Annotated in this window: 18 protein-coding genes; 6 read left to right on the top strand and 12 right to left on the bottom strand. The window is 67.6% G+C overall.

Annotated features, from left to right (window positions below; all coding sequences use genetic code 11):
- Position 1 precedes the first annotated feature (1 nt).
- A complete protein-coding gene (locus BLV25_RS01380; RefSeq protein ID WP_021072590.1) occupies positions 2 to 1,420 on the bottom strand; it encodes a branched-chain amino acid ABC transporter permease in 1,419 nt (472 codons plus the stop codon).
- 316 nt (positions 1,421 to 1,736) lie between these two features.
- Between BLV25_RS01380 and BLV25_RS01375 the strand changes: the two genes are divergently transcribed.
- Both BLV25_RS01375 and BLV25_RS01370 read left to right on the top strand, forming a co-directional pair.
- The gene (locus BLV25_RS01375) at positions 1,737 to 3,104 is read left to right on the top strand and encodes an ABC transporter substrate-binding protein (protein WP_092730377.1); all 1,368 of its coding nucleotides are present in this window, start codon (positions 1,737 to 1,739) and stop codon (positions 3,102 to 3,104) included.
- A 74-nt stretch (positions 3,105 to 3,178) separates the two neighbouring features.
- Positions 3,179 to 4,426, top strand: a complete 1,248-nt coding sequence (locus BLV25_RS01370; RefSeq protein ID WP_092730375.1) for a hypothetical protein — start codon at positions 3,179 to 3,181, stop codon at positions 4,424 to 4,426.
- A gap of 32 nt (positions 4,427 to 4,458) precedes the next feature.
- Here BLV25_RS01370 and BLV25_RS01365 read toward each other — a convergent pair whose 3' ends face one another.
- From BLV25_RS01365 to BLV25_RS01350, 4 genes are all read right to left on the bottom strand, one after another.
- A complete protein-coding gene (locus tag BLV25_RS01365) occupies positions 4,459 to 4,857 on the bottom strand; it encodes an acyl-CoA thioesterase (protein ID WP_092730373.1) in 399 nt (132 codons plus the stop codon).
- 114 nt (positions 4,858 to 4,971) lie between these two features.
- Complete coding sequence (locus tag BLV25_RS01360; protein WP_021072594.1) at positions 4,972 to 5,277, bottom strand: cupin domain-containing protein; 306 nt, start codon at positions 5,275 to 5,277, stop codon at positions 4,972 to 4,974.
- A 5-nt stretch (positions 5,278 to 5,282) separates the two neighbouring features.
- The gene (locus tag BLV25_RS01355; RefSeq protein ID WP_092730371.1) at positions 5,283 to 5,702 is read right to left on the bottom strand and encodes a cupin domain-containing protein; all 420 of its coding nucleotides are present in this window, start codon (positions 5,700 to 5,702) and stop codon (positions 5,283 to 5,285) included.
- A gap of 253 nt (positions 5,703 to 5,955) precedes the next feature.
- A complete protein-coding gene (locus BLV25_RS01350) occupies positions 5,956 to 7,431 on the bottom strand; it encodes a CoA-acylating methylmalonate-semialdehyde dehydrogenase (protein ID WP_092730369.1) in 1,476 nt (491 codons plus the stop codon).
- A gap of 179 nt (positions 7,432 to 7,610) precedes the next feature.
- Here BLV25_RS01350 and BLV25_RS01345 point away from each other — a divergent pair, with 179 nt between their 5' ends.
- Both BLV25_RS01345 and BLV25_RS01340 read left to right on the top strand, forming a co-directional pair.
- On the top strand, positions 7,611 to 8,942 hold the full coding sequence (locus tag BLV25_RS01345; protein WP_092730367.1) for an aminotransferase family protein: 1,332 nt from the start codon (positions 7,611 to 7,613) through the stop codon (positions 8,940 to 8,942).
- Positions 8,943 to 9,198: 256 nt separating this feature from the next.
- The gene (locus BLV25_RS01340; protein ID WP_021072598.1) at positions 9,199 to 9,705 is read left to right on the top strand and encodes an Lrp/AsnC family transcriptional regulator; all 507 of its coding nucleotides are present in this window, start codon (positions 9,199 to 9,201) and stop codon (positions 9,703 to 9,705) included.
- Positions 9,706 to 9,816: 111 nt separating this feature from the next.
- Here BLV25_RS01340 and BLV25_RS01335 read toward each other — a convergent pair whose 3' ends face one another.
- The 5 genes from BLV25_RS01335 to BLV25_RS01315 all read right to left on the bottom strand — a co-directional run bounded on the left by BLV25_RS01335 (position 9,817) and on the right by BLV25_RS01315 (position 18,606).
- Positions 9,817 to 10,959, bottom strand: a complete 1,143-nt coding sequence (locus tag BLV25_RS01335) for an ABC transporter permease (RefSeq protein ID WP_173399978.1) — start codon at positions 10,957 to 10,959, stop codon at positions 9,817 to 9,819.
- Positions 10,956 to 11,621 carry an ABC transporter ATP-binding protein gene (locus BLV25_RS01330; RefSeq protein ID WP_021072600.1) on the bottom strand — a complete coding sequence of 222 codons (666 nt, stop codon included), beginning with the start codon at positions 11,619 to 11,621 and terminating at the stop codon, positions 10,956 to 10,958. The genes BLV25_RS01335 and BLV25_RS01330 overlap by 4 nt, the downstream gene beginning before the upstream one ends.
- Positions 11,618 to 12,832, bottom strand: a complete 1,215-nt coding sequence (locus tag BLV25_RS17745) for a COG1361 family protein (protein ID WP_021072601.1) — start codon at positions 12,830 to 12,832, stop codon at positions 11,618 to 11,620. The genes BLV25_RS01330 and BLV25_RS17745 overlap by 4 nt, the downstream gene beginning before the upstream one ends.
- Positions 12,833 to 13,138: 306 nt before the next feature.
- Positions 13,139 to 16,048, bottom strand: a complete 2,910-nt coding sequence (gene csg, locus BLV25_RS01320) for an HVO_2072 family ArtA-dependent S-layer glycoprotein (RefSeq protein WP_176819410.1) — start codon at positions 16,046 to 16,048, stop codon at positions 13,139 to 13,141.
- A 332-nt stretch (positions 16,049 to 16,380) separates the two neighbouring features.
- Entirely contained in the window at positions 16,381 to 18,606 is a 2,226-nt protein-coding gene (locus BLV25_RS01315; RefSeq protein ID WP_092730363.1) for a BGTF surface domain-containing protein, read from the bottom strand.
- A 309-nt stretch (positions 18,607 to 18,915) separates the two neighbouring features.
- Here BLV25_RS01315 and BLV25_RS01310 point away from each other — a divergent pair, with 309 nt between their 5' ends.
- Positions 18,916 to 19,347, top strand: coding sequence for an HVO_A0114 family putative DNA-binding protein (locus BLV25_RS01310; protein ID WP_092730361.1), 432 nt, complete (start codon positions 18,916 to 18,918; stop codon positions 19,345 to 19,347).
- 90 nt (positions 19,348 to 19,437) lie between these two features.
- Positions 19,438 to 19,623, top strand: a complete 186-nt coding sequence (locus BLV25_RS01305; RefSeq protein ID WP_176819409.1) for a hypothetical protein — start codon at positions 19,438 to 19,440, stop codon at positions 19,621 to 19,623.
- A 25-nt stretch (positions 19,624 to 19,648) separates the two neighbouring features.
- Here the strand turns inward: BLV25_RS01305 and BLV25_RS01300 are convergent, their stop codons facing one another.
- Positions 19,649 to 22,138, bottom strand: a complete 2,490-nt coding sequence (locus BLV25_RS01300) for an efflux RND transporter permease subunit (protein ID WP_092730359.1) — start codon at positions 22,136 to 22,138, stop codon at positions 19,649 to 19,651.
- Between the two features lie 3 nt (positions 22,139 to 22,141).
- Positions 22,142 to 23,773, bottom strand: coding sequence for a COG1361 S-layer family protein (locus BLV25_RS01295; RefSeq protein ID WP_256335621.1), 1,632 nt, complete (start codon positions 23,771 to 23,773; stop codon positions 22,142 to 22,144).
- Positions 23,774 to 23,848 lie beyond the last annotated feature (75 nt).

Raw genomic sequence — 23,848 nt, 5'->3', positions numbered from 1 at the left:
CTCAGTTCCCCCCCACGATGCCTTCCGGCTTCACGAGCAACACCACGAGCAACACCACGAACGCGACCGGGATGCGGTAGGTCGCGCTGAGCCCGGGGATGGCGAAGATGCCGACCTCCATCGCCAGCCCGACGGCGTAGCTGCCGAGGATGGCGCCGTAGACGTTGATCCCGCCGAGGATGACGCCGGCGAACATCGGCAACAGCAGGTTGAACCCGAGGTTGATCGAGAGGTTCGAGAAGAGGAACCCCAACAGCACGCCCGCGAGCGCCCCGAACAGGCCGGCGATGATCCAGACGGTCATCATCACGCGCCGGGTGTTGATCCCGCGCACCATCGCGAGGTCGCGGTTGTCGCTGGTCGCCCGCATCGCCTTCCCCAGCGTCGTCGCTCTGAGCAGGTAGTGGAGCAGCCCCATCATCACGAGCGCGGTCAGGATGATCCCGATCCGGAGCGGGGACGCGCGAACGCGGGTGGCGTACCACGCAGTCTCGGGGACCGCTCCGGGGGCGAGCGCCGTTCCGCCGACCACGACCGTCGCGACGACGGCGAGCGCCGCCGCGAGGCGGCCGCCGATGACGCCCGCGGTGTCGGTCCGCCACCGGTAGGCCGCGACCCCGAGGATCGCAGCGATGGCGACGACCGCGACCACCTCGATCCACGAGTAGGAGAACGTCGCCAGCGGGATCTCGTTCCCGCCACGCGTCTCGCGGATCGCGAGCGAGAAGCCGTTGCCGGCCACGAAGAAGTCGAAGAACTTCGCGAACGTGATGTCGAGCTGGCCGCCCGCGAACGGGATCGTGGTGTCGACCTGGTAGGACCGGATCTCGCCGCCGAAGATCGTCTGGACCCCGAACCGGACGATGAACGCCACGGCCAGCGAGGCGATGAGCAGCATCGCCACCGAGGCGTCCTTCGCCCGGAACTTCCGGAAGACGAGCGACTCCATCAGGGGGACGAGCGCGCCCACGACGACGACCGCGAACAGCAACGCCGCGAGGAACGACGGCGTCCCGGTCACCACGAGGACGCCGACGACGGCCGCCGCGAGCACGTGTACCGCGACGGCCACCGACGGCGGGGCGTCGATCCCCCACCAGCCGCCCTTCAACGCGCGTCTCCCGCCGAGGTGATACACGATACCTAACACGCCAACGAACGAAACCGCGAACAGGAACGCCATTCCGCCGATGCCGATCCCGCGCGTGTCGGTCGCGAGAGCACCGAACCCGGGCACCGTGCCGGGCTTGTTCACCAACAACGCCGTGTAGGCGCCGAGCGTCAGGAGGTCACCGTGAGCGAAGTTGGGCACGTCGCCGATGTCGTACACCAACGCGAGCCCGATCGCGCCGAGCGCAACGATGCTCCCGGTGACGATCCCGTTCGATATCGCGTTCAACAACCCCGTTTCGACTGCCATGTACGCCATCTCATACCGCAGTACCTATACGATTATGGTATTTTTCATCTATTTTCGTCCGCATTATACATTCGCCGGCGTATTCGCCGCGGTTCCCTGCACCGCATTCGTCTCGGTCCCGGGACGTGAAGAACGGCGGACGTCGCGGTGATCTCGCGGATCGAACGCTCGCCCGGATCGAACGCTCGCCTGATCGGTCACGCTGAGCCACGCTCCGTGCGCATACGGACGGTAATTCGGGGAAATTCGTTGTATACTCGCCCCGCTGCGAGCACATGGTTTAATTACGCAGAAGGTCGAAACCGTTGAATGGACCATGTCATCGTACAACAGACGAGAGACGCTCAAGCGACTCGGCGCCGCGGCCGGCACCGCCGGCGTCGTCTCGCTTGCCGGTTGTTCACAGCAGGACGGCGGCAACGGCGGCGGCAACGGTAACGGCAACGGCGGCGGCAACGGTAACGGCAACGGCGGCGGTAACGGCAACGGCGACGGCAACGGCGATGGAAACGGCGACGGCAACGGCGGCGGTGGCGGCGATCCGATCCAGCTCGGGACGCTGTTCCCGATCACCGGCACGAGCAGCGCCTACGGCGGCGGCCATCAGCGAGCGGCGAACCTCGCGATCGAGGAGATAAACGCCGCGGGCGGGCCTCTCGACCGGGAGATCCAGGTCACCAACCGCGACACCGAGGGTGACCCCGCACGGGCCGGCCAGAAGTTCCGAACGATGATCAACGAGCAGGGGATCGTCGGGCTCATCGGGCCGTACTCGAGCGGCATCGGGACCACGCTCGCGCCGATCGCCAGGGACAACCGGGTGATGGAGGTCTCGAACGGCAACACCTCGCCGGCGCTGGCGACGGCCGGGATCAACGATAGCAACGGCGTGAAGTACTACGGCCGGGTGTCGCCGAACGACACCCAACAGGGACTGGTCGTCGCCCGGATCATGAACCAGACGCTGGAGGCCGAGACCGCCTCGTTCCTCTACGTCGATAACCCCTACGGCGAGGGGCTCGCGCAGGTCGCAAGCGAGAGCTTCGACGGCGAGACGCTCAACATGGTCGGCTACGCTCAGGAGGCCAGCGACTACACCTCCACGCTCGATTCGCTCTACGAGGGCGACCCCGACGTCGTCGGCGCCGTGATGTATCCGGGGAACGGGGAGACGATCCTCAACCAGTGGAACCAGGGCGGCTACGGCGGCCAGTGGGTCGCCGCCGAGGCGATCTGGTCGCCGGACCTGCTCTCGCGGCTCTCCGACATCGTCGAGGGGATGTACATCACCTCCCCGCAGACGGCCAACAGCGAGACGTTCCAGGAGAACATGGGCGGCCAGGACCAGATCACCCAGTTCGCGCCCCACGCCTACGACGCGACCTACCTCGAGGCGCTGGCGCTCCAGCGCGCCGGCGAGGCCAGCGGCACGGCGATCGCGGAGAACATCCGCGCCGTCTCGCGGCCGAACAACGGGGACACGACCATCGGCGTCGCGGAGTTCGAGGCCGGCAAGGAGGCCCTCGCGAACGGCGAGGCGATCAACTACGACGGCGCCTCCGGCAACGTCGACCTCAACGAGAACCTCGAGCCGGTCGTTCCCTACCGGATCATGCGGGTCGAGGACGGCGAGGCCGTGCTCCAGGAGGAGGTCCCCGTCTCCTACTTCGAGGGGAAGATCTAACGGCCCTCTCGGCCGATCCCTACCGGCCCTCTCGGCCGACCCGATTTTTTAAGCCCCGACCGCGAACCGAGGGTATGGTCGAGCTGGAAACGGAGTGGCATCCGTCGACGAAGCTGAACGTCATCGCCGGCGAGCTGGATTTCACGGCCGTGGACCCGCTTCCGGACGGCGTGACCCGGGACGAGATCGAGGAGAACTGTTACGCGCTGCGGACGCTGTACGGCGAGTACGTCGACGAGATCGTCGCTGAGACGACGCTGTCCCGACGGGAAGCCCAGACCTGGGTGCTCACGCGGCTCGTCCACGAGGGCGCCGAGCGGCTCTCCTACGAGGCGGTCGGCCTCTACATCTGGGCGATCGGCCGGTCGACCGACGGCGACCCGCTCTCGCGGACGATCGTCGCGGATTACGCCGAGCGCGCCGCCGAGAAGGTCCGCCGCGCCGAGGAGACCGTCAAACGAACCGGGCCGCCGCCGTATCCCGACGACTGTTACGAGGAGCCGGCGCTCGTGTGGCTCGAGGGAGCGGTCGCCGACCGCCTCCGCCGCCGCGCGGGCCCCGAGGAGACGTACGGCGACCTCCTCGAGCGGCTGCTCGACGAGACGCTCGCGTCGGTCCCGATCGCCGACCTGATCGCCGCTTACCGCCGGGAGGCCGGCAGCGAGTACGTCGCCGTCGAGACCGTCTACCCGAACTGGGACGAGCAGCTCCGGATCGTCGCGCACGCACCCGAAACCGCGACCGAAACCGCCCCACCCGAGGCGGTCGCCGAGGCGGACGCGGTGACCGTCGACGGAACGCCGCTCCCGTTCCGGTTCGAGGAGCGTGCCGAGCCACGGCGCGAGCGGTCACACCTCACCCTCTATGACGCCGCCGAGGGGATCGAGCCCGAAACCGGGATCGACCGACTCCGGGACGCCCTGGCCGCGGTCGAGGGAACCCTCCCGGAGGTGGTCGACCGCGTCCGCGAGGCGGGCGGCCGCGCGCTCGCGGTCGCGAACGAGCCCGCGGGCGCGGGCGCACACCTGCATCCCGTCTTCCCGGATGCGGAACGCGGCGACGCCGTGGACGCGTCCGACGCTGCCGAGGACGACCTGCCCGAGGGCGGCGGGCTCGCGCACCTGGAGCGGATCGAACTCGACGACCGGACGCTCGCGGTCGGCCGGATCTCGCCGACGACCGTCGCCGAGTACGGGACGCTCGCGGGGTCGACGACGCTGCTGTGGGCGGCGCCCGGCTTCGAATCGGGGCCGGTCGAACTGCCGGACGACCCGGTCGAGCGTCGCGAGCGGTTCCCCGCGACAGTGCTGCGGACCGCCTGACCGTCGAGCCACGAGGGACGGGATGGCGGACGCTACAGACCGTGGTACTCGCGGATCGTCGACCGCCAGTCCTCGGGGATCGGAACCGACTCCCCGGCGTCGGCGTCGTAGCTCACCTGGACCGACTCCGCCTCGGCGGCGACGCCCGCGTCGGTGGCGATCGTGTAGGTCATCGGGACGCTGGCGGTGCCGATCTCGGGAACGTCGATCGCGACGGTCACGGCCTCGTCGTCGAGGTCGATCGGGGCACGGTAGTCGATCGAGAGGCTCGCGAGCACGGTCTCCACCGCGGAGAGGTCGCGACCCAGCACCTCCCGGAAGTAGGCGGCCCGTGCCTGCTCGAGGTAGGTCGCGTAGACCGCGTTGTTGACGTGGCCCATCGAGTCGACGTCGCGGAACCGGACCGCGATCTCGGTCGTGAACGTGCTCATAGGAGGGCCTCGCCGGGAAGCGGTATGTAGCCATCGGCCGACCGACGCCGGATCGACCGACCACCGCCGGATCGGCCGACCGGGCCGGTATGGTCGGCCGCAACCGGTGCGACGTCAGTCCTCGGCCCGGGGCGCCAACACGAGCAACGCGGTGCTGTCGGCCCTGGCGACCGGGGAGATCTCCCGATCCCCGTCGAAGCGGGCGACGTCGCCGGGCTCGAGCTCGTGGATCTCGTCGTCGAGGTGCAGATCGATCGCGCCCTCCAGGAGATACGCCACGATCTCCCGGTCGGGATGGCGGTGCGGGTCGACGCGCTCGCCCGCCTCCAGCCGCAGCCGGATCGTCTTCGGCTCCGCGCTCGGGAAGGCGTTCGCGTGGGGCGCTCCCTCGAGGTCGGCGAGGGACCGGATCGTCGCCATCGGGATCACCGCCCTCCGTCGTCATCGCCATCCTGCTCGGTCTCGGTCCCGCCGTCCGGGTCGAACTCGCCGCGTTTGAGCCCCCGGCGGACCGGGTCGTGTTCCGCGTCGGTCGGCGGCGGGGACGTCACCAGCAGCGCCTCGAGTCGGGCGTCCTCGTCGGCCCGGATCCCGCGGTCGACGTCCGCCTCGACCGCGACGACGTCGCCGGGTTCAACGCGATGCTCGCGGTCGCCTTCCCGGACGAGGCCGGTCCCCGACCGCACGCTCACCACGAGGTCGCTGCCGGGCGCGTGGACCGGGATGAACTGGCCGGGCTCGAAGAAGCCGCAGACGACCTTCGTCCGGTCGGTGCGGAACGCGCCTTGGGCGCTGAACCGGTCCGCGTCGTACTGCCGCTCGGCGTCGAAATCGATCGCGGGCATTCACGCCACCTCGCCCGCGTCGTCGATGGCCGCCTCACTGGGCACGCCCAGTCTTGTCCTGCCGGTTGCTTCCAGCCTTATCCCGCCGGTCGCTTGCGGTCTCGTCTCGGTCGGACGGCGTCCGGTATGCATACGCTCGGGAAAACGGTCGCCGCACGGGTGTACGTTCACGCGAATATATTCCGATCGGGCGGCGCCGGGCGGTCGGCTCCGACGCGGTTGCGGGCCCGGCGCGGTTGTGACTCTCCGACGGTCAGGCGTCGGGCCAGCGCTCGATGTAGACCGTCTCGTCGGTATAAAAGCGGACCACGTCCTCGGCCTGCGCGTGGAGGTCGCCGAAAAAGGAATCCTTCCGGCCGCCGAAGTGGAAGAACGCCATCGGCGCCGCGGTCCCCGCGTTCACCGCGAGGTTGCCGGCCTCCGCGCGGTGGCGGAACCGCCTGGCGTCCGCGCCGCTGCCCGTGAACAGACTGGCGGCGTTGCCGAACTCGCTTCGGTTCATGATGTCGATCGCCTCCTCGATGCCGCTTGCGGGCAGCAGGCCCAGCACCGGCCCGAAGATCTCCTCGCGGGCGATGACCATGTCCGACGTCACGTCGCGGAACACGCACGGCCCGAGGAAGTTCCCGCCCTCGTGACCCTCGACGGTCACGTCGCGGCCGTCGTGGATGAGTTCCGCGCCCTCTTGGACTCCCGTCTCCACGTAGTTGCGGACGCGCTGCTCGTGGTCCGCCGAGATGAGCGCGCCGATCGTGGTCCCCTCCTCGAGGCCGTTCCCGACGACCTGTCGCTCGACCTCCTCGCGGACGAGGTCCACGAACTCCTCGTAGACCGACTCCTCGACCACGGCGACGTCGTTGGCCAGACAGCGCTCGCCGCCGCAGGCCAGCGCCGAGCCGACCGTCTTCTCGGCGGCGAACTCGAGGTCGGCCGACTCCGTCACGATCACGTGGTTCTTCGCGCCGCCCTGCGCCTGGACGCGCTTGCCGTTGGCCGCCGCCGTCTCGTAGATCGTCTCCGCGACGGGCGTGCTGCCGACAAACGAGACGCCCTCGATGCCGTCGTGTTCGAGGATCGCGTTCACGGTGTCGACGCTCCCGTGGACGAGCTGGACGACGCCGTCCGGGAAGCCGGCCCGATCGATGAGGTCGAAGAGGAACTCCGCCGTCAGCGGCGTCTGCTCGCTCGGCTTCAGGATGAACGAGTTGCCCGTCGCCACCGCGTACGGGAGGAACCACAGCGGGATCATCCCGGGGAAGTTGAACGGCGTGACGGCGGCGAAGACGCCGAGCGGCTTTCGAACCGCGGTCTCGTCGATGCTCGGCGCCGCGTTCTCGACGTGGCCGGCCTGCATCAGCGTGGGGATCCCGCAGGCGGTCTCGACGTTCTCGATGCCGCGGCGCAGTTCGCCCTTCGCCTCGCCGAAGGTCTTGCCGTGCTCCTCGACGAGCAGCGTCGCGAGGTCGTCCTGGTGCTCCTCGAGCAGCTGCTTGAGCTCGAACAGCGGCTGGATGCGCTCCTCGACGGGGCGCCGGTGCCACTCCTCGAAGGCGTCCTGCCCCCTCGTGACCGCCTCGTCGACGTCGCCCTCCGAGCTGTACCCGACGCGCGCGATCGACTCCCCGGTCGCCGGGTTGGTGACGTCCTCCCCGTCGGCGGCCGGCGTCGTCCACTCGCCGTCGACGTAGTTCCGTACCGTGCCGTGCTGAAGCTCCGTCTGGCTGGACATGCGTTCGTCGTCGAATCGGCGCCAAGCGTTATAAGCGTTCCCCGTTCTACGGAAGACGTCCGCCGGATGGAGTATATTCCGGACGAATTTCTCTTTTAATTTCTTCTCTCGGACATCATACTCCGAAACGGCGCTTCGTGCAAAGATTAATCAAACACACGCGCGTAGCCGGGCACAGTATGTCCGACGGATCCGCCGCCGAGCTGAACGAGATCGAACGGCTGGACAAGGACCACGTCCTCGGCACGTGGTCGTACCAGAGCGAGGTCAGCCCGACCCAGATCGTCGACGGGGACGGCGTCCGCTTCACCGACGCGGACGGCAACGAGTTCATCGACTTCTCGGGACAGCTGATGTGTTCGAACCTCGGCCACTCCGCCTCGCGGGTCTCGGAGGCGATCGCCGAGCAGGCCGCGGACGTCCCGTACGTCGCGCCGAACTACACCACGGAGGCGCGCGCGCGACTCGGCGAGAAGCTCGCCGAGGTCACGCCGGGGAACCTCTCGAAGACGTTCTTCTCGACCAGCGGCACGGAGGCGATCGAGGCCGCCATCAAGATCGCGAAGTTCTACACCGGCAAGGACAAGGTCGTCTCCCGCTACCGCTCGTATCACGGGGCGACGTACGGCTCGATCAGCGTCACCGGCGACCCGCGCCGGCTCGCCGCGGAGCCGGGGATGCCGGGCGCGATCAAGGCGCCGGACCCGTACGCGTACGGCTCCACGATGGACCCGATGGAGAGTCTGGAGTACATCGACGAGATGCTGATGCTCGAGGGGGACACGGTCGCCGCCGTCCTCGTCGAGCCCGTCGTCGGGTCGAACGGCATCCTCGTCCCGCCGGAGGAGTACCTCCCGCGGCTCAAGGAGATCGCTCACGACCACGGCGCGCTGCTGATCTGTGACGAGGTGATGGCCGGGTTCGGCCGGACCGGCGAGTGGTTCGGCAGCGACGTCTTCGGCGTCACGCCCGACATCATGACGATGGCGAAGGGGCTCACCGGCGCCTACCAGCCGCTTGGCGCGACGGTCGTCACCGACGAGATCGCCGCCCACTTCGAGGACGAGATGCTCACGCACGGGCACACGTACGCGGGTCATGCGGTGGCGTGTGCGGCCGGCGTCGCCGCCATCGAGACCTACCAGGAGGAGAACCTCATCGAGCGCGCGAGCGAGACGGGCGAGTACCTCGAAGCGCGGCTCGCGGACCTCGCGGACGCCCACCCGAGCGTCGGCGATACCCGCGGCGTCGGGCTGTTCCGCGGGATCGAGCTGACGAAACACCCCGAAAAGCGGGTGCCGTTCGGCGAGCGCGCGGACAAGCTCGCGAAGGGGAGCACGGTCGTCGACGAGGTTGCTGCGGCCGCCGGCGAGCACGGGACCTACGTCGCGAACATGATCAACACGCTGATCATCGCGCCGCCGCTGACGATCACGGAGGCGGAGATCGACGAGGCGATCGACGCCCTCGACGCGGCCCTCGAGGTATCCGACGACGCGATGGTGGCCTAATCCCCGGCGGCTCGGAGGTCGTTCGGTCTCGGCGGTCGGCGGTCGTCCGGTCTCGGCGGTCGGAGGTCGCCCGCTTTCGACGGTTGGAGGTCGTCCGCTTTCGGCGGTTGGAACTCATCCGATCGACTCGCCGCCGCAGACCGAGTATTCGTATAATATCCTATTTCAGGACGATATTCAACGATATATAAAACGTCGTTCTGCTAAATTCCGTTTTTATCGGAAGTATTTATATATCCTCGCGGCAAGCACGGGTATGACCGACGCGAACGGCGGCTTCGACGAGATGGACATCGAACTCCTGCGGTGCGTCGAGTCCGACTTCGACGTGAGCCTCGACGCCCTCTCCGAGGAGCTCGACCTCTCGAAGTCGGCGGTCCACTACCGGCTGAACAAGCTGAAGGACCGCGGCGTCATCGAGGGGGTCACCGCCGACCTCGACCCGCTCTCGTTCGGCCTCGATATGGTGGCCATCACCGAGGTCTCGGTGACCCACGAGCAGGGGTACTCCGAAAGCATCGGCGCCGACTTGGCCGCGCTTGCGGGCGTCGAGCAGGTCTACTACACGATGGGCGACGTCGACTTCGTGGTGATCTCCCGCGTCCAGGACCGCACGCAGATGAACGCGGTCATCGAGGAGATGGTCGCCGTGGAGGGCGTCAACGAGACGTCCTCCCGGTTCGTGATGGACGAGATCACCAGCCGCCCCCGCGTCATCGACGCGATGCCGGAGGCAGCCCGATCGAGGGTCGTCGAGGAGTGAGGCTCCGACGCTCCGGGACGTGTGCGACGTTCCCGTCGGGTCCCGTGAAGGCCGGGTATGTAGGATCCGCGCGAAGGCCGGGTCTGATCGTCGACCGGTCCGTCCGCGGTCTCATCCGCGAAGCGCCTCGACGGGGCGGTCGGTCGCCGCCTTCCAGGCCGGGTAGAGCCCGCTGAGGACGCTGGCGACGACCGCGAACGCGAAGCCGAAGACGAGGTAGCGCGCGCTGGACCACCGCACCACCAACAGCGCGTCGCCGGCGACGGCGTCGAACAGCACGAGCCCCACGCCCAGCGAGACGAGCGCGCCGACGGCGCCGCCGATCACGCCGATGAAGGCGGCCTCGGTCAGGATCATCCGGAGGATCTCCCCGCGGCGGATCCCGACCGCGCGCAGGACGCCGATCTCGCCGCGCCGTTCGATCGTGGACATCAACATCACGTTCAGGATGGCGACGCTGGCGACGACCAAGGAGATCGAGCCGATGCCCAACAGCGCGAGGTTCAGCGTGTTCAGGAAGGAGTCGATGTTCTCCTGGGCGCTTGCGAAGCTGGTGACGCTCAGCTCCTCCTCCTCGCCGTCGTTGAACTCGGCCTCGAGCCGGTCGACGATCGCGGTCGCTGCCTCGCCGTCCGCCGCGACGATCGTCACCGAGTCGTAGTGCTGCTGGTCGGCAAGCCCCGACGGCGGGATCACGAGCTCGTTGCCGCCGCCCCCGAAGCCGCCCTCGGCCTCGATGAGTCCGCGGATCCGGTAGAGCCGGCCCTCGTACTCCACGGGGTCGCCGAGCTCCAGGCCCAGCTCGCGGGCGGTCCCGGCGCTCAACAGCGCGCCGGACTGGAGGCGGTCCGGCGCCTCACCCGCGGAGGCGTTGTAGAGCGCGCTCGCCTCGGTCAGGCCGGTGACCGTGACGAACGCCTCCCCCTCCCGCGACTCGATCGTCGTCGTGTTGGTCTTCTGCGGGACGACCCGGGCGTCCGTGAGGAGGCGCTCGATCCGGGCGACCTGGTCGTCGGTGACGCCGTCGACGTCGCTGTCCTGGCCGCTGGTGACGGTCACCTCGTTGGTGAGGCTGCCGAGGTCGGTCGTCGCCTGCTGTTGGATCGCGGCGCCGGCGATCCCCAGCGACGCGATGGCGACGACGCCGATGACGATCCCCAGGGTCGCGAGCGCGGTCCGCACCCGGTTCCGGCCGAGGTTCCGCCAAGCCATCAGGACGCTCGGGAACCGAGTCAGGAGGTCGCTCGGCTTCACTCTTGCACCACCCCGTCGATCAGCTCGACCACGCGGTCGGCGTACTCGACCAGCTGCTCGTCGTGGGTGACCGAGACGACCGCGACGTCCTCGTCGGTCGTGAAGCGCGTGAGCTCGTCGAGGATCGTGGCCCCGGTGTCCCGGTCGAGGTTGCCCGTCGGTTCGTCGGCCAGCACGATGTCGGGTTCGTTGATCAGCGCCCGCGCGATCGCGACGCGCTGGCGCTGCCCGCCCGACAGCTCGTCCGGCGTGTGCGTGAGGCGGTCGCCGAGCCCGACGCGATGCAGGAGGTCGACCGCCCGGTCGCGCCGGTCGACCGACGTGTCCCACATCGAGGGGAGCTCGACGTTCTCGACCGCGGTGAGCATCGGCAGCAGGTGGAAGTCCTGGAAGACGAAGCCGATCCCCGACCGGCGCTCCTCGGTGAGCTCGGCCTCGGAGAAGTCGCTCACGACGCGGTCGTCGATCCGGACCGTCCCGCCCGTCGGCGTGTCGAGCAGCCCGATCACGTTGAGCATCGTGCTCTTCCCGGACCCCGAGGGACCGATGATCGAGACCATCTCGCCGCGGTCGGCGTGGAAGTCGACGTTCTCGAGCGCCACGACCGTCTCGGCCCCGCTCTCGTAGCGCTTCGTCACGGACTCCAGGACGATGACGCTCATCCGCGGATCCGACGAACGAGGCCGAGCCCGGCGACCACGACGAGCCCCACGATCGCGCCAAGCGCCACGCCGCCGAGGCCGCCGAGCAACCCGGATCCGCCCGAGCCGCCGCCGGCGCCGTCACCGCCGGCAGCGCCGGATCCGCCGGAACCGTCAGCATTGGCTCCCGCGCCGCCGAGCGATCCCGCCGCGCTCACGTCGACCGTCTGCGTGGTCGTGACGCGCTCGCCGTCGACGAGGTAGCTGATCTCGACCGGGACCGACTCGACGCCGCTCGCGAGGGTCGCGGTCAGCTCGAAGGTGGCGAACTCGCTGGCCTCGATCCCGCCGACGAAGTACTCCCGCGCGGGCGCGACCGGGGTCACTCCCTCCGCGGCGCCCACGCGCACGAGCACGGACTCGGCGTCGGTGCCGCCGAGGTTCGCAGCGTCGCCCTGGATCCGGGTCGCGGCGCCCTCGGGGACCGTCTCCACGCCGGTCAGCCGGACCTCCCCGTCGACCGGTCGGTCGAGTTCGACGGTGCGGGAGACGGAGTGCTCGGCGTCGGCGGCGGTGTAGGTCGCGGTGAACGTGACGGCGTCGCTGCGGACGCCCGAGAGGTCGACGGTGGCGGTCCCGTTGGATTCGGGCGCGACGTCGGGCACGTAGGTGCGGTCGACCACCTCATCGTCGACGGCGGCCGACAGCGACACCGCGGTGGCGTTCACGTTGCCGTAGTTGGTCAGCGTGACCCTGGCGGACTCGCCGTCGGCGGCGGTCGTGGCCGACAGGTCCGCGGTGGTCACCGGCTCCTCGACCTCGACCGAGACGGGGTACTGGTAGGCCTGCTGGACGCCGTCCGCGCCGCGGACGCTCACGTAGACGGTCAAAAAGTGGGTGCCGGCCTCCTCGAAGGTCGCCGACAGCGGGACCTCGACCGACCCGCCGGGGGCGACGTATCCGATCTCGCCGGTCTGGCCGTGGCGGTCGACGCCGCCGGACGTGCGCACGTGGACGGACGTGACGTCCACGGCGCCCGCGCTCGACTCGAGGTTCGCGATCTCGACGTCCAGCGTGACGGGCTCGCCGGTCGTAGGCGTGTCGGGTGAGACGGAGACGTTCGCGATCCGGACCTGCGGGTCGTCGGCCGCGGCGGGCGGCGGGACGGTCCCGACGCCGACGCCGAGAACTGCGAGGACGAGGAGTCCGGCAAGCAGTCGCGACCCGCTCATCGATCGCGGGTCGAAGCGTGTCGGTGCGGCGTGCGGGCAGGGCCGGTCGTGGAGCGAACGCGCCGTGGAGGGGCGGGTCGGCAGCGGGGGGTAGGAACGGCAGCTCGATTCGTCATAGCTCCGGTTGGGCGTCGATGCATAAACACGTTACCCAGCCGACCGGTTCGCGGTCGAGCGTTGAGAAGCGTGGCTGCTCACGGCGTCCGTCCTTGCCGAACGCGTGCTGCAGCTGGTCGGTCGGAGCAGCGCAATAAAGAAACGCGAAATCGGAGCTGACCCGCGAGGGTCAGTGGTTAGGCGTCCGTGTTAGGGACGGCGGCGGACGGCGAGGAGCGCAGCCGCGATGAGCGCGACGAGGGCGACGACGGCGCCGAAGCCGGGCGTCTCCTCCTCGGTGGGCTCAGTCGTGTCTGCGGGTTCCTCGGTTTCCTCAGGCGTGTCCTCAGGCGTGTCCTCAGGCGTGTCCTCAGGCGTGTCCTCAGGCGTGTCCTCAGGCGTCTCTACCTCTTCGACGACCTCGATGTCCTGACGGTCGGTGTTGTCACCGTCGTCGGACTCGACCGTGTAGGTACCGGTCTCGATGTCGGTCTCGGAGAGGTCGATCTCGACGGACCACATACCGTCGGTGCCCCAGGATTCCGTGCTGTCGATGCTGACGGAGTCGCCGTCCTCAGTGAGCAGCTCGACGGTGATCGTGTTGTCGTCGGGCTGGAGGTTGGTGGTACCCTCAACGGTGAGCGTACCGTCCATCGCGACCGGGTCCGTCGCGGACTCGATCGTCGTGAGACCGCTCGCGTAGCGGAAGTTCTCGGTAACGATCAGGTCGTCGCTCGCCGTGTCCTCGACGGAGTTGGCGAGGATGCGCTGGCGGACCTGGTCGGACGTGCCGGAGTAACCCTCGATGGCCGACTCGAAGGCACTTCCGTCAAGACTGCTGTTCTCACCGAAGTGGTCGTCACGGCCGGACGAGATGATGTGTGCGGAGACACTACCCTCGTTCAGGTTACCCATATCGACCGAGACGTTGTCGAACGTACCGTCGCTGTCGACGGAAACCTGTTCGGCAATTGCCTGTCCGCGGGAGTCGACGACGGCAACGATCACGTTGTTCTTACCCAGAGCAACGCCGCTGACGTCGACTTCGCCGTCGGACGTCGCGACCTGTCCGTTGTAGGTGGTGAAGGAGCCGCTAAGCTCGGTGTCAGTCACCTGGATGGACGAGGTGCTGCTGACGCCGCTGTTGAATTCGGACGTCGTCAGCGTCGGATCCGGACCGGCCGGAGTGTCGAGGTCCGCATCCGAAGCGTCGATGATGCCGAGGCGGTAGGTGCCCGGCAGCGAGAGGAGGTTGTTACCGAGCGTCTCGCCGTTCAGCACGACGCCTTCCTCCTCGAAGGTGTTGTCCGCGTCAACCGACGTGGTGTTCGAGCCGTCGATGGTGACGAGCTCGAAGTCGTTGTTGTTCCGTGCGTAGATGGCCACCTCGTCGATACCCTCGGAGGTGGTTCCGTTCACGGTTACCTCAGAGCCGACCACGTACGCTCCGGTCGGGCTGTTAAGCGAGACGGTCCCCTGAGTGACGTCCACGGACTGGTCGTCGTCAGAGGAGAAGTTGTTCACGACATCGCCGCCGAGCGTGTCGGAGCTCGTGATGTTCGCACCGGCCGGGTAGAGCTCAACGTCGACGGACGTGTCGGAGAGGTACTGCGTGTTGATGGAGCCAACGCCGTTACCGCCGTCGATCTCGACGACAGCGTAGGCGTAATCGATGTTGCTCGGGCTCGGGATACCGCTGCTACCAGCGGGGTACACCGTGCCGCCCGCAACGACGCCAGCTTCCGACGTGTCGCCGACGTTGCGGAAGATCTGCGATGCGCTCGTGTTCGAGATACCGGACCGGAAGTCACTCCCGTCGATCGTGACGGCGTGGAAGTTGCCCTCCGGGCTGTTCTCGACCGTGTACTGCAGGTTCTCGCCCTGAGTGATCTCGTCGCTGCTGAGGTTCAGGGACGCGGTCTGCGAGGAGGAGATCGTGACCGTCGTGGAGTCAGCCGCCGCTCCAAAGTCAAGATCTTCAACACCTGAAACCGAGAAGGTGTAGTCTCCCTCATCAACTGCATCGGGATCGATACTGAACGATCCGTCACCGTTTCTCGTCTGAGCACCAGTAACGATCTCGTCAGTAACGTCGAGACCGTTCTCGTCCTCAACGGTGAGCTCGACGTCCTCTGCAGCCTCGTAGTTGTAGTTAACCTGGACGCTGGCGCCGGAACCGTCAGCAACCAACGTACCGCCGGAGACGTCCGCTCCACCGGAGTTCTGGACTTCGAACGTCGTCACACGCGGTCGCTGAACCGTGACGTTGTAGGAACCAGCAGCAGGGTTCCCGCTGCCGTCCGTTGAAGTCGCATACTGGCCCACCGGGGTATCGTCAGCCATCGGCATCTCAAGGACGCCGCTACCGCCGGTCTGCGAGAGGGAGCCCGGAGCGACTTCTGTATCGTCGTTTCGAACGAACGTGAGATCTTCTTCACCCTGGAAGATCACTGCACCAGATCCGACACCACCGACGCTTGTGGAAGTGTCATAGTTCTGGGCAATCGCGGAGTTGGAAGTGAGCCGCTCATCACTGTTGAAGACAGGGTTACCCGCAGCTCGGACATCCAGCGAGATGGTGGTGTCAAAGTTGCTAGCCGAGAAGGGCGTAGCGTCGTCGGCACCATTCTCCGTGGATCCGGAGTACGTTCCGTCTTCCTCCCAGGCACCAACGGTGTAACTGTTACCGCCAGACATTCCAGTGACGTCCGACGGTTTGAACTTGAACTCCACAGCGTTATCGCTGTCGTCCAAGTCGTTATTACCGTTATCCTGAATAGTATCAATTACTTCGTCAGATTGGATTGTACCATCGCCGTCTTCATCGAACGCGAAGACGACGTCCTTGCCGGAAGTTGAGGTGCTACCAGTAATGGTAACGTTCTCGTTTACTCCGACAGGGTTAGGCGATGCAGCTAACCCGCTAAAGTCATTGGAGTTACCCGCCGCGACGCCGCCAGTGAAGGCAACGCCCGCAGCAATCATGGACGTTACCATAATTGCCGCGAAGAAGACCGCATGGGCCTTCTTACGATAGTTTGTTTCGTTTGTCATAGTTGTGTTCTGTTTCGCACGGACTGTCTGAGAGACACCGCTGTCCCTCGTCCAGTCGACAGGCACAGATATAGTCACCACCATTAAGTACTTTGTGTATCTGTTAGGTAGGAGTTAACATACAGTAGACACTGGTTTTGCGGGGTGAGGAGCGCCGTATGAACCGGATCAGCGTTTCGTTGAAACGTCGATAATTCGGTCGAAAACTGCGCTTTGACGTGTTCTCTGAGTGGGTGTGCGAGTTGAAGTTTCATCCGCAGTTCGAGCCGTCTGACGCACGTCGAACGGTAGGTGTGTCAGACGATCGTCAGACTCTGGACGTTGTATTGTGTCCGGCCATAGCCATCTCGACCAAACGGACTCGACCGGTGGCGTAATCACCGGAAAGCCGCCGCTTCTCACTCGCCGGAGCGAGCTGTCCCGATCAGCACGGCGAACGTCGCAGCGATGAGCGCGACGATCGCCACGATGAAACCAAACCCCGGGGTTTCCCCATCCGTGAGCCCCGTCCCGTCCGTGGTCACCGAACCATCGTAGGGACTGATCGGTTCGGGGTCCGCGTCCGTGGGGGTTTCCGACCCGACGATCTCGATCGTCGCGGTTGCGAGCGGCGTGTCCTCCTCGCGTTCGAACGTCACACGGGCGGTGTCGCCGACCGAGGCGTCAGAGAGGTCGAAGGAACCGGCGAAGGTGCCGTCCCGATCGACCGTGGTGCTCGAGAGCTGGATGTACGACAAGCCGGCCGTCTCTCGAGAAGCAACCCGAATGGTCGCCTCCGTGCCCGGCGCCAGGTTCGTCTCGCCCGCGATCCGGACCGAGTCGTCCGCCATCAATCGGATCCTCGGCGTTGCTTCGTCGGTACTGCTTGTGCTCCCGTCATTCGCGCGCTCCGTCCCCTCGAACCGAACGAATCGACTCGCCGTCGCGAAGTCGGTCGTGTCCGACTCGTTCGCGCCGGGGTCGAGGTACGGGAAGGCCGGCTGGTTCGGGTCGCCGCCGGCACCGCCGAGGAGGCCGCGGTCGAACGTCTGGATGTGGCGGTCCTCGCGGTCGAACAGGAACGGCTCCTCGGGATCGGTCTCGTAGGTCATCGTCGCCGCGAAGTTTCGCTCGCCGTCCACCGCGTCGGGGTCGAAGGCTCGCAGGTCGCGGGTGTCCACGACGACGAACAGCTCGCCCGACTCCTCGTCCGTGTAGAGGGCGACCGTCTCGGGGTCCACGCCCGAGAGCCCCAGCACCTCGGTGGGCGAATCGATGCCGGCGCTCGATCCGGGGCCCTGGACCACGGGCCCGTCCCGCGCCTCGACCGCGAAGCGTACGCCCTCGCCCGTGCGCGTCTCGAGTTCCACGAGCGTGCTCGGGGCGAAGCCGGTCTCGAGCGACTCGAAGTCGCCCTCGATCGCCACCAGATGGCCGTAGATCCCGGTGGCCTCCGCCGCGATCACGAGCCGGTCCCCGGCGGCGACCGTGTCGCGCTCGGTCATCGCCGTCTCCAACGCCGTGTGGTTGGCCGCCGCGTTCGCCTCGGCCGCCGGGGCGGTGTGGACCGTGACGTCGTCGATCCCCGGCCGGGTCAACTCGACCGTCGATCGGCCGAGCGTCGCGGGGTCGGCGGCAGCGTCGGTGCTGGTTTGGGCGGCGGCGTCGGTGCTGCCGTCGCCGGCCGCGTCGGCGTCAGTACCGGCCGCCATCGCGGACAGTCCGGGCGCGGTCTCGCCCGGCGCGGTCGAGCCCGACTCGAGGATCCGGAACTCCCCGCCGGTGCCGGCCGCGACCGAATAGGTGCCGGGCTGGAGCGGCCGGTCGAGCTGGTCGATCCCGCGCTCGGCGTCGGCCGAGCCGATCAGCCCGAGCTCGGCGAGGTACGCGTCGAAGCTCGACAGCTCCTCGCCGTCCGGGCCCACGAACGTCGGCGCGCGATCGTCCCGAGGGAGCCGGCCGTGGACCGCGCTCCGGACCTCGTCGCCCGGGGCGTGATAAACCAGGTCCGTGTTCGTGGCGCTGATGCTGTCGCTCGTGCCCAGCGTCCGCGTGTTGATCGACAGCGTGATCTCGCCGTCGTCGTTCGCGTCCGCGAGGTAGAGCACGTCGATGAACCCGGCGTCCGCGCTCCCGATCTGGACGTACGCGTGGTCGGGCGTGCCCGCGGGGCCGGTCGTGGCGTCCGTGGCATCGGCATCGTCGCCCTCCGTCGCCGCCGACAGGTCCAGCGTCAGCGTGACGACGTCGCCGGCCGGGTCCTCGTAGGTCGCCTCGCTCCAGCCGCCGACCTGCTCGACGCGATCGTCGGTTGCGTTCGGGTCATCGATCCGGCCCGTGGACGTCTCGTTCCGGGCTTCGGCGTCCGGAGTCGCGTCAGGGCCGACCTCGAGCGTCGCGTTTCGGTCCCCCTCCGACTCGGGGGTTGCGGTGGCGGCGACAGACGAGACGGTCGCAGTGGTTGAGGGAGCGATATCGGAAGACGCGGTTGCGGTGGAAGGGGGTGCGGTTGCGGTGGTAGCGGGAGCAGTTACGGTGGAAGCGGAAGTGGCGGCGGCCGCGGCGGGGGCGAGCGCGACCGAACAGACGACGGCACAGCAGAGCGCGGCGAGAAGGATCGGTCGAACGGGTGTATCGCGTGTCATCGTGGGTGTGTGTCCGGAGCGTGGGTCGGCCGGGACGAGCGTCGCGGCCCCCGCGACGGTGCTCGCCGGCCGCCCGCAGTCGGCGTCTCGAGCCCGGATCGAGGGCGGATCGCCGCCTCGATCCCTGGCGTGTTCATCCGGAAAGAGCGATGGCGAGGGTAAATACTTTGGGCGATGGACCGAGCGCGATGCCCAACAGGACCGGGAGTGCCACCAAGAGACGTCCCACCATAGGTTCATTGTGATGTGGATCGATCCATCATACGTCGACGAATACTGACCCTGAACCGCCACCCGATACACGACACAATGACGGACTCCGAACCGACTCCCGACGATCGAACGCTCCACGTCTACGTTGGGGCCCAGAACCGACTCCGAAACCAAACGAAGGAGATGCTTCGAGCGGCCGAATCCGGCGACGATCCGACGGCTATCGGGCACGTTCACGTGCTCAACTTCGAATCCGAATCCGAACTCTCCCGGCTCCTGAGTCCAGCGAACCTGGAACTGCTGCGCGTGATCCGTCAACACCAGCCGGAAAGTATGCGGGCGGCGGCGGATCTGGCTGACCGGGATTTCAAGCAGGTCCATCGGAATCTCACCGAACTCGCCGAACTCGGCGTCATCGACCTGGTGTCCGATGGCCGTTCGAAACGTCCCGTTGCGCAGTACGACGACATCCAGGTCCACTACTCGCTGGTGAACGACGACGCGGCGAGGGAAGGAGCCGGAGCGTAGCGAGGCACTCGGCAATACCTGTACATCCGACGAAGTTTATAAACGGAAGCCGGAACGAACGACGATCGTACTCGACGCCACCCACGCAAAATGTCACAGGATGACGCCGACGCAACGGAACGAGACCCGGATGTGACCCGCGTTCGCCCACTGGACACCGCGACTGCCGGACGCGAGGAGTGGTCGAACACGACGCCGACCGATGCGGGAGACTCCCTTTTCGGGCCGATGCGGACCGAGGGCCACGAGGACGAAGCGGCGCGTTCCCGCTCGTGACTACCGGACGTCCGTCGACGGCTCCTTATGAACCCCCGCTCGCGGACGCGACGAGTCCCGCGAACGGCGCCGCCTCGTCGTACCGGGCCCACAGCAGCACCGCGGGCGGGAGCGCGACCACGGACATCACGAACGAGTAGGTCACGCTCAGCGCCATCAGCAGCCCGAAGTCGCCGAGGACGGGCGTGATCGCGAGCGCGAGCGCGCCGGTGCCCAGCGACGTCGTGAGCATGCTGCCCAGCAGCGCCCCGCCGGTCCCCGAGAGGGTGATCACCATCGCCTCGTGGGCGTCGGCGCCGTCGTTGTACTCGTCGATGAACCGGTGGGTGGTGTGGACCGAGTAGGCGATCCCCAGCCCGATCGAGATGGAGAGGATGGTCGCGGTCAGCGCGTTCAGCGACATCCCCAACAGCCGCATCGTCCCGATCAGGTAGGCGATCGCGATCAGGATCGGGAAGACGTTGACGACCCCGAGCATCGGCTTGCGGTTCAGCGCCCCGTAGGAGATCACGAGGAAGACCCCCGTCAACCCGACCGCGAGGATCAGCCCGTTGATCGCGGACGCGAAGATGACGTCGGTGACGGCGTCGAAGACGACGAGGGAGCCGGTCGCCGTGGCCTCGTACCGGAAGTCGTCGGCGAACTCGCGAGTGTCGGCGGCCGCCTCCCCCTGGGTGGCGTCCGACTCGATCGCGTACTCGACCTGCGCGCTGCGGCGGTCCTCGGTGAGGTACCGTTCCGCCCGGTCGCCCGCCGGCGAGGCGAACAGCTCGTCGTAGATTCGGTCGAGGTTCCGGTCGGGGATCCCGTTGTCGTTCAGGTCGTTGCGCGCGACCAGCGCCGCGAACTCGGGGTCGGAGTCGGCGTGTGACCGGATCACGGTGAGGATGCTCCCCTGTGGCCGTGCCTCGCCGCCGTCGGTCACCGAGAGCGCGTCGGGAGGATCGTCGTTGGGCGCCGCCAGCGACTCGAGGGCGTGGTCCTCCTCGAAGTTCCCCTCGACGTACAACTTCACCGACTGGTCCTGGTTGGTCGCGAACCTGTCCTCCAACAGGTTGATCGTCTCCGTGACGGTGTACTCGCCGGGCGCGAACGGCTCGGGGAGGACGGTCACGTACGCCGGCTGCTCCTCCGGCGGGAGGAAGTCCTCCGTCTCGAAGGAGGTGTCGACGCCGCTGCCGTACGCGGCCGCCACGCCTCCCGACAGCAGCAACACGATCACGAACGCGACCGGCGCGTACCGGCTCACCACGGCCGGGAACGCGAGCGCCCGGCCCAACGCCGACTCCTCGGAGGCGATCGGCGCGGAGTTGAACTCGGGGACGCCGAACCGGTCGCGCAGCCGGTCGACCTCCAGCTTGGCCGCCGGCAGGAAGAGCCCGAAGATCAGGAACGTGAAGACGATCCCGATCGCCGAGGCGATCCCCATGTTCCGGATCGGGGTCAGATCCGAGATCACGTTCGCCCCGAACCCGAAGACGGTCGTCACCGTGACGATGACGAAGGCGATCATCAGCTGGTTGTTCGCCTCCCGCATCGCCTCGGTCGCCTCGAACCCGCGGACCGTCTCCTCGCGGTAGCGGTTGATGATGTGGATCCCGAAGTCGACCCCGACCGCGAGCAGCAACACGGGCACGGAGATCATCTGCTGGTTGAAGGGGATCCCGGCGTAGCCGAGGAAGCCGAAGGTCCAGATGACCGTCATCAACAGCGCCAACAGCCCGAGCGCCAGGTCGATCGGGTCCCGGTAGGCGACCGTCAGGAAGCCCAACAGCAGGATGACGACGACCGGCATCACGATCGTCAGCGAGTCGCCGATGACGTTGCCCATCTCCGCGTTCGTGATCCCGGATCCGAACGCCCGGATGTCCCCGGGTTCATCCGACGCGATCGACTGGATCTCCGTCTGAATGTCGGTCAGGTCGTCGCTCGAGAACCCGCTCGGCACGTCGTGTGAGAGGCTGGTGATCGACGCCGAGGCCGAGGGGCCGTTCGGGTTGTAGTCCTCCGAGACGGGCAGGTTCTCGCCCCCGACCTCCCGTATCGCCCGCCGGATCTCCGACGGGGAGGCTCGCTCGAGGACGCGTCGCTGTTCGGCGGCGGTCGTGGCCGAGGGATCGATCGTGCGCGCGACGATCGGCGCGGGACCGGCCGCCGCCCGCGGTCCCGACGCCAGTCGAAGGTCCTCGCGGTCCGCCACGCGCTCGATGACCCGGATGTTCCGGACGAGCGCCCGCTTCGTGAGGACGTTATCGCCGGTGTGGATCAGCTGCGTCGACTCGGCGTCCGGCTGGAAGGGGTCCTCGAACTCGGCGTTGACCGAATCGAGCGCCTCCTGCTCGGGAAGGCCCTCCGTGAACGAGTCGGTCGAGTCCGTCTCCGTGCTGATGAGGCCGAATCCGCCCGTAAAGAGAACGGTGAGCACGAGGAACGCTATCACGACCCGTCGCGGACTGTCGACGATCGCATCGTTGAGGCGGGCGGTCGCCGCCTCGATCCGGTCGCCGAGCGGCATCGGCTACTGCCTCCGGTACCGGACGACCGCCGCGATGACAACGAGGCCCAGGATCGCGCCGAGGATCAGCGGGATCGGGAGCCCGCCCTCCTCCGCTTCGACGACGTCGACCGGGACCCGGACCGTGTTCGATATCTGGCTGTTCCCGTCCGCGTCGTCGTACCGGAAGTCGAAGGAGATCGGATACGTCTTCTCGGGCGTCGCGGAGGCGCTCGCGGTCAGCTCGAAGGTCACCGTGACGGTCTCGCCCGGCTCGATGGACTGGACGTACCCGGTGTCGGTCGTGCCGGTGTCGAGCGGATCGTCGGCGAACAGCCGCGCCTCGACGTCCGAGGCCGTCTCGTCGAGGTTGTTCGTCACCGCCACCGAGAGCGTCCGCGAGCCGCCGGACTCGATCGTCGCGTTGTCGAGCGAGACGTCGAACTGGTCGCGCTCGGGCGCGACGTCCGCGGTCACGTCGAGCTTGTCGTAGGCCCGCCGGTCGCCGTTCTGGTTCCGGTAGCTGACCGCGAAGCCGATCGACTTCGCGCCGGCCTCGGACTCGCTGCTCACCTCGATCGGGAGGGAGAACGACGCAGCCTCGCCCGGTCCGAGCGACCCGACCGCGACGGACTCCTCGACGGGGATCACGGCCGAGGAGTCGTCGGCATACTGCACGATGACGCTGTCGGCCGTCTGTGGTCCGGTGTTTCGCACCGTGCCCTCGATCTCGCCGTCCTCCCCGACGCGGAGCGACGAGGAGACGTCCTCGAAGGCGAACGACTGCTCGGCGAGGGTCGTAACCCCGGCCGTCATCGGCTCGGAGGTCGCCGCGATCCCGTCGGTGTCCTCGTAGTTCACGGAGAGATCGAGCGTGTACCCGCGGCGGGCGGCGTCGGACGCGAGCGAGACGGTGTAGTTGATCGTCCGCGTCTCGCCCGGCCGCCACTCGCCGACGAACGCGTTCGAGCTCGCGGCGCCGGACTCGAACGTCAGCGCGCTGCTTCGCGACTCGGCGACCACGCTCGCGTCCGCGGCGGGCTGGGTGCCGACGTTCCGGAGCGTCAGCGAGACGTCGCTCCGATCGCCGATCTGGGCGGTGGCGTTCGTCTCGACGACCTCGAAGCGGGCGTCCTCGGTCACCTCGATCGTGATCGATCCGGTCCGCTCGCGCGTGAACTCGCCGTAGTCCGTGCCGTAGGGGTCGTACTCGACGAGTCGGGTGAACTGGTACTCGTACTCGATGGGGATCTTATAGGTCCCCGGATCGGCGGTTTCCGCGATGGTGATCGGCACGGTTCGTTGCATCGAGCCGCGCGGCACCTGTCCGATCGTGACCTGTCCCGTTCGGACGTCGATGGGAACGTTCGAATCGTCGAAGGTCATCGTCATCCCGCGGGCGGTCGTGACGGTCGCCTCGTGCTGGGAGGGACCGCCCTTGTCGATCCGGCCGCGGTTCAGGATCGCGACGTCCAGCTCGGCGGCCGTGCCGGCCGAGACCGAACCGGAGGCCGTCGAGAAGGAGATGTCGGGTTGTCCGATCACCTCCCCGGACTGCTGTTGGGCCACGCTCGTTCCGGGGACGACGGCTGCGGCGCCGATCGTCGATCCGACGACGAGGAGGGCGAGGAGGATGGACAGTCGATGCGAACTCATGAACGAACACCGGCGGTTGGGTCGGATCTCATTGATGTGCTGGCGGGTGGCTGGGAGCGACACGAGATCGAGATG

The sequence above is a fragment of the Halopenitus persicus genome, from assembly GCF_900107205.1.
Classification (GTDB): domain Archaea; phylum Halobacteriota; class Halobacteria; order Halobacteriales; family Haloferacaceae; genus Halopenitus; species Halopenitus persicus.
The sequence above is the reverse complement of the archived record's forward strand: the minus strand, read 5'-3'. Positions and strand labels throughout refer to the sequence as shown.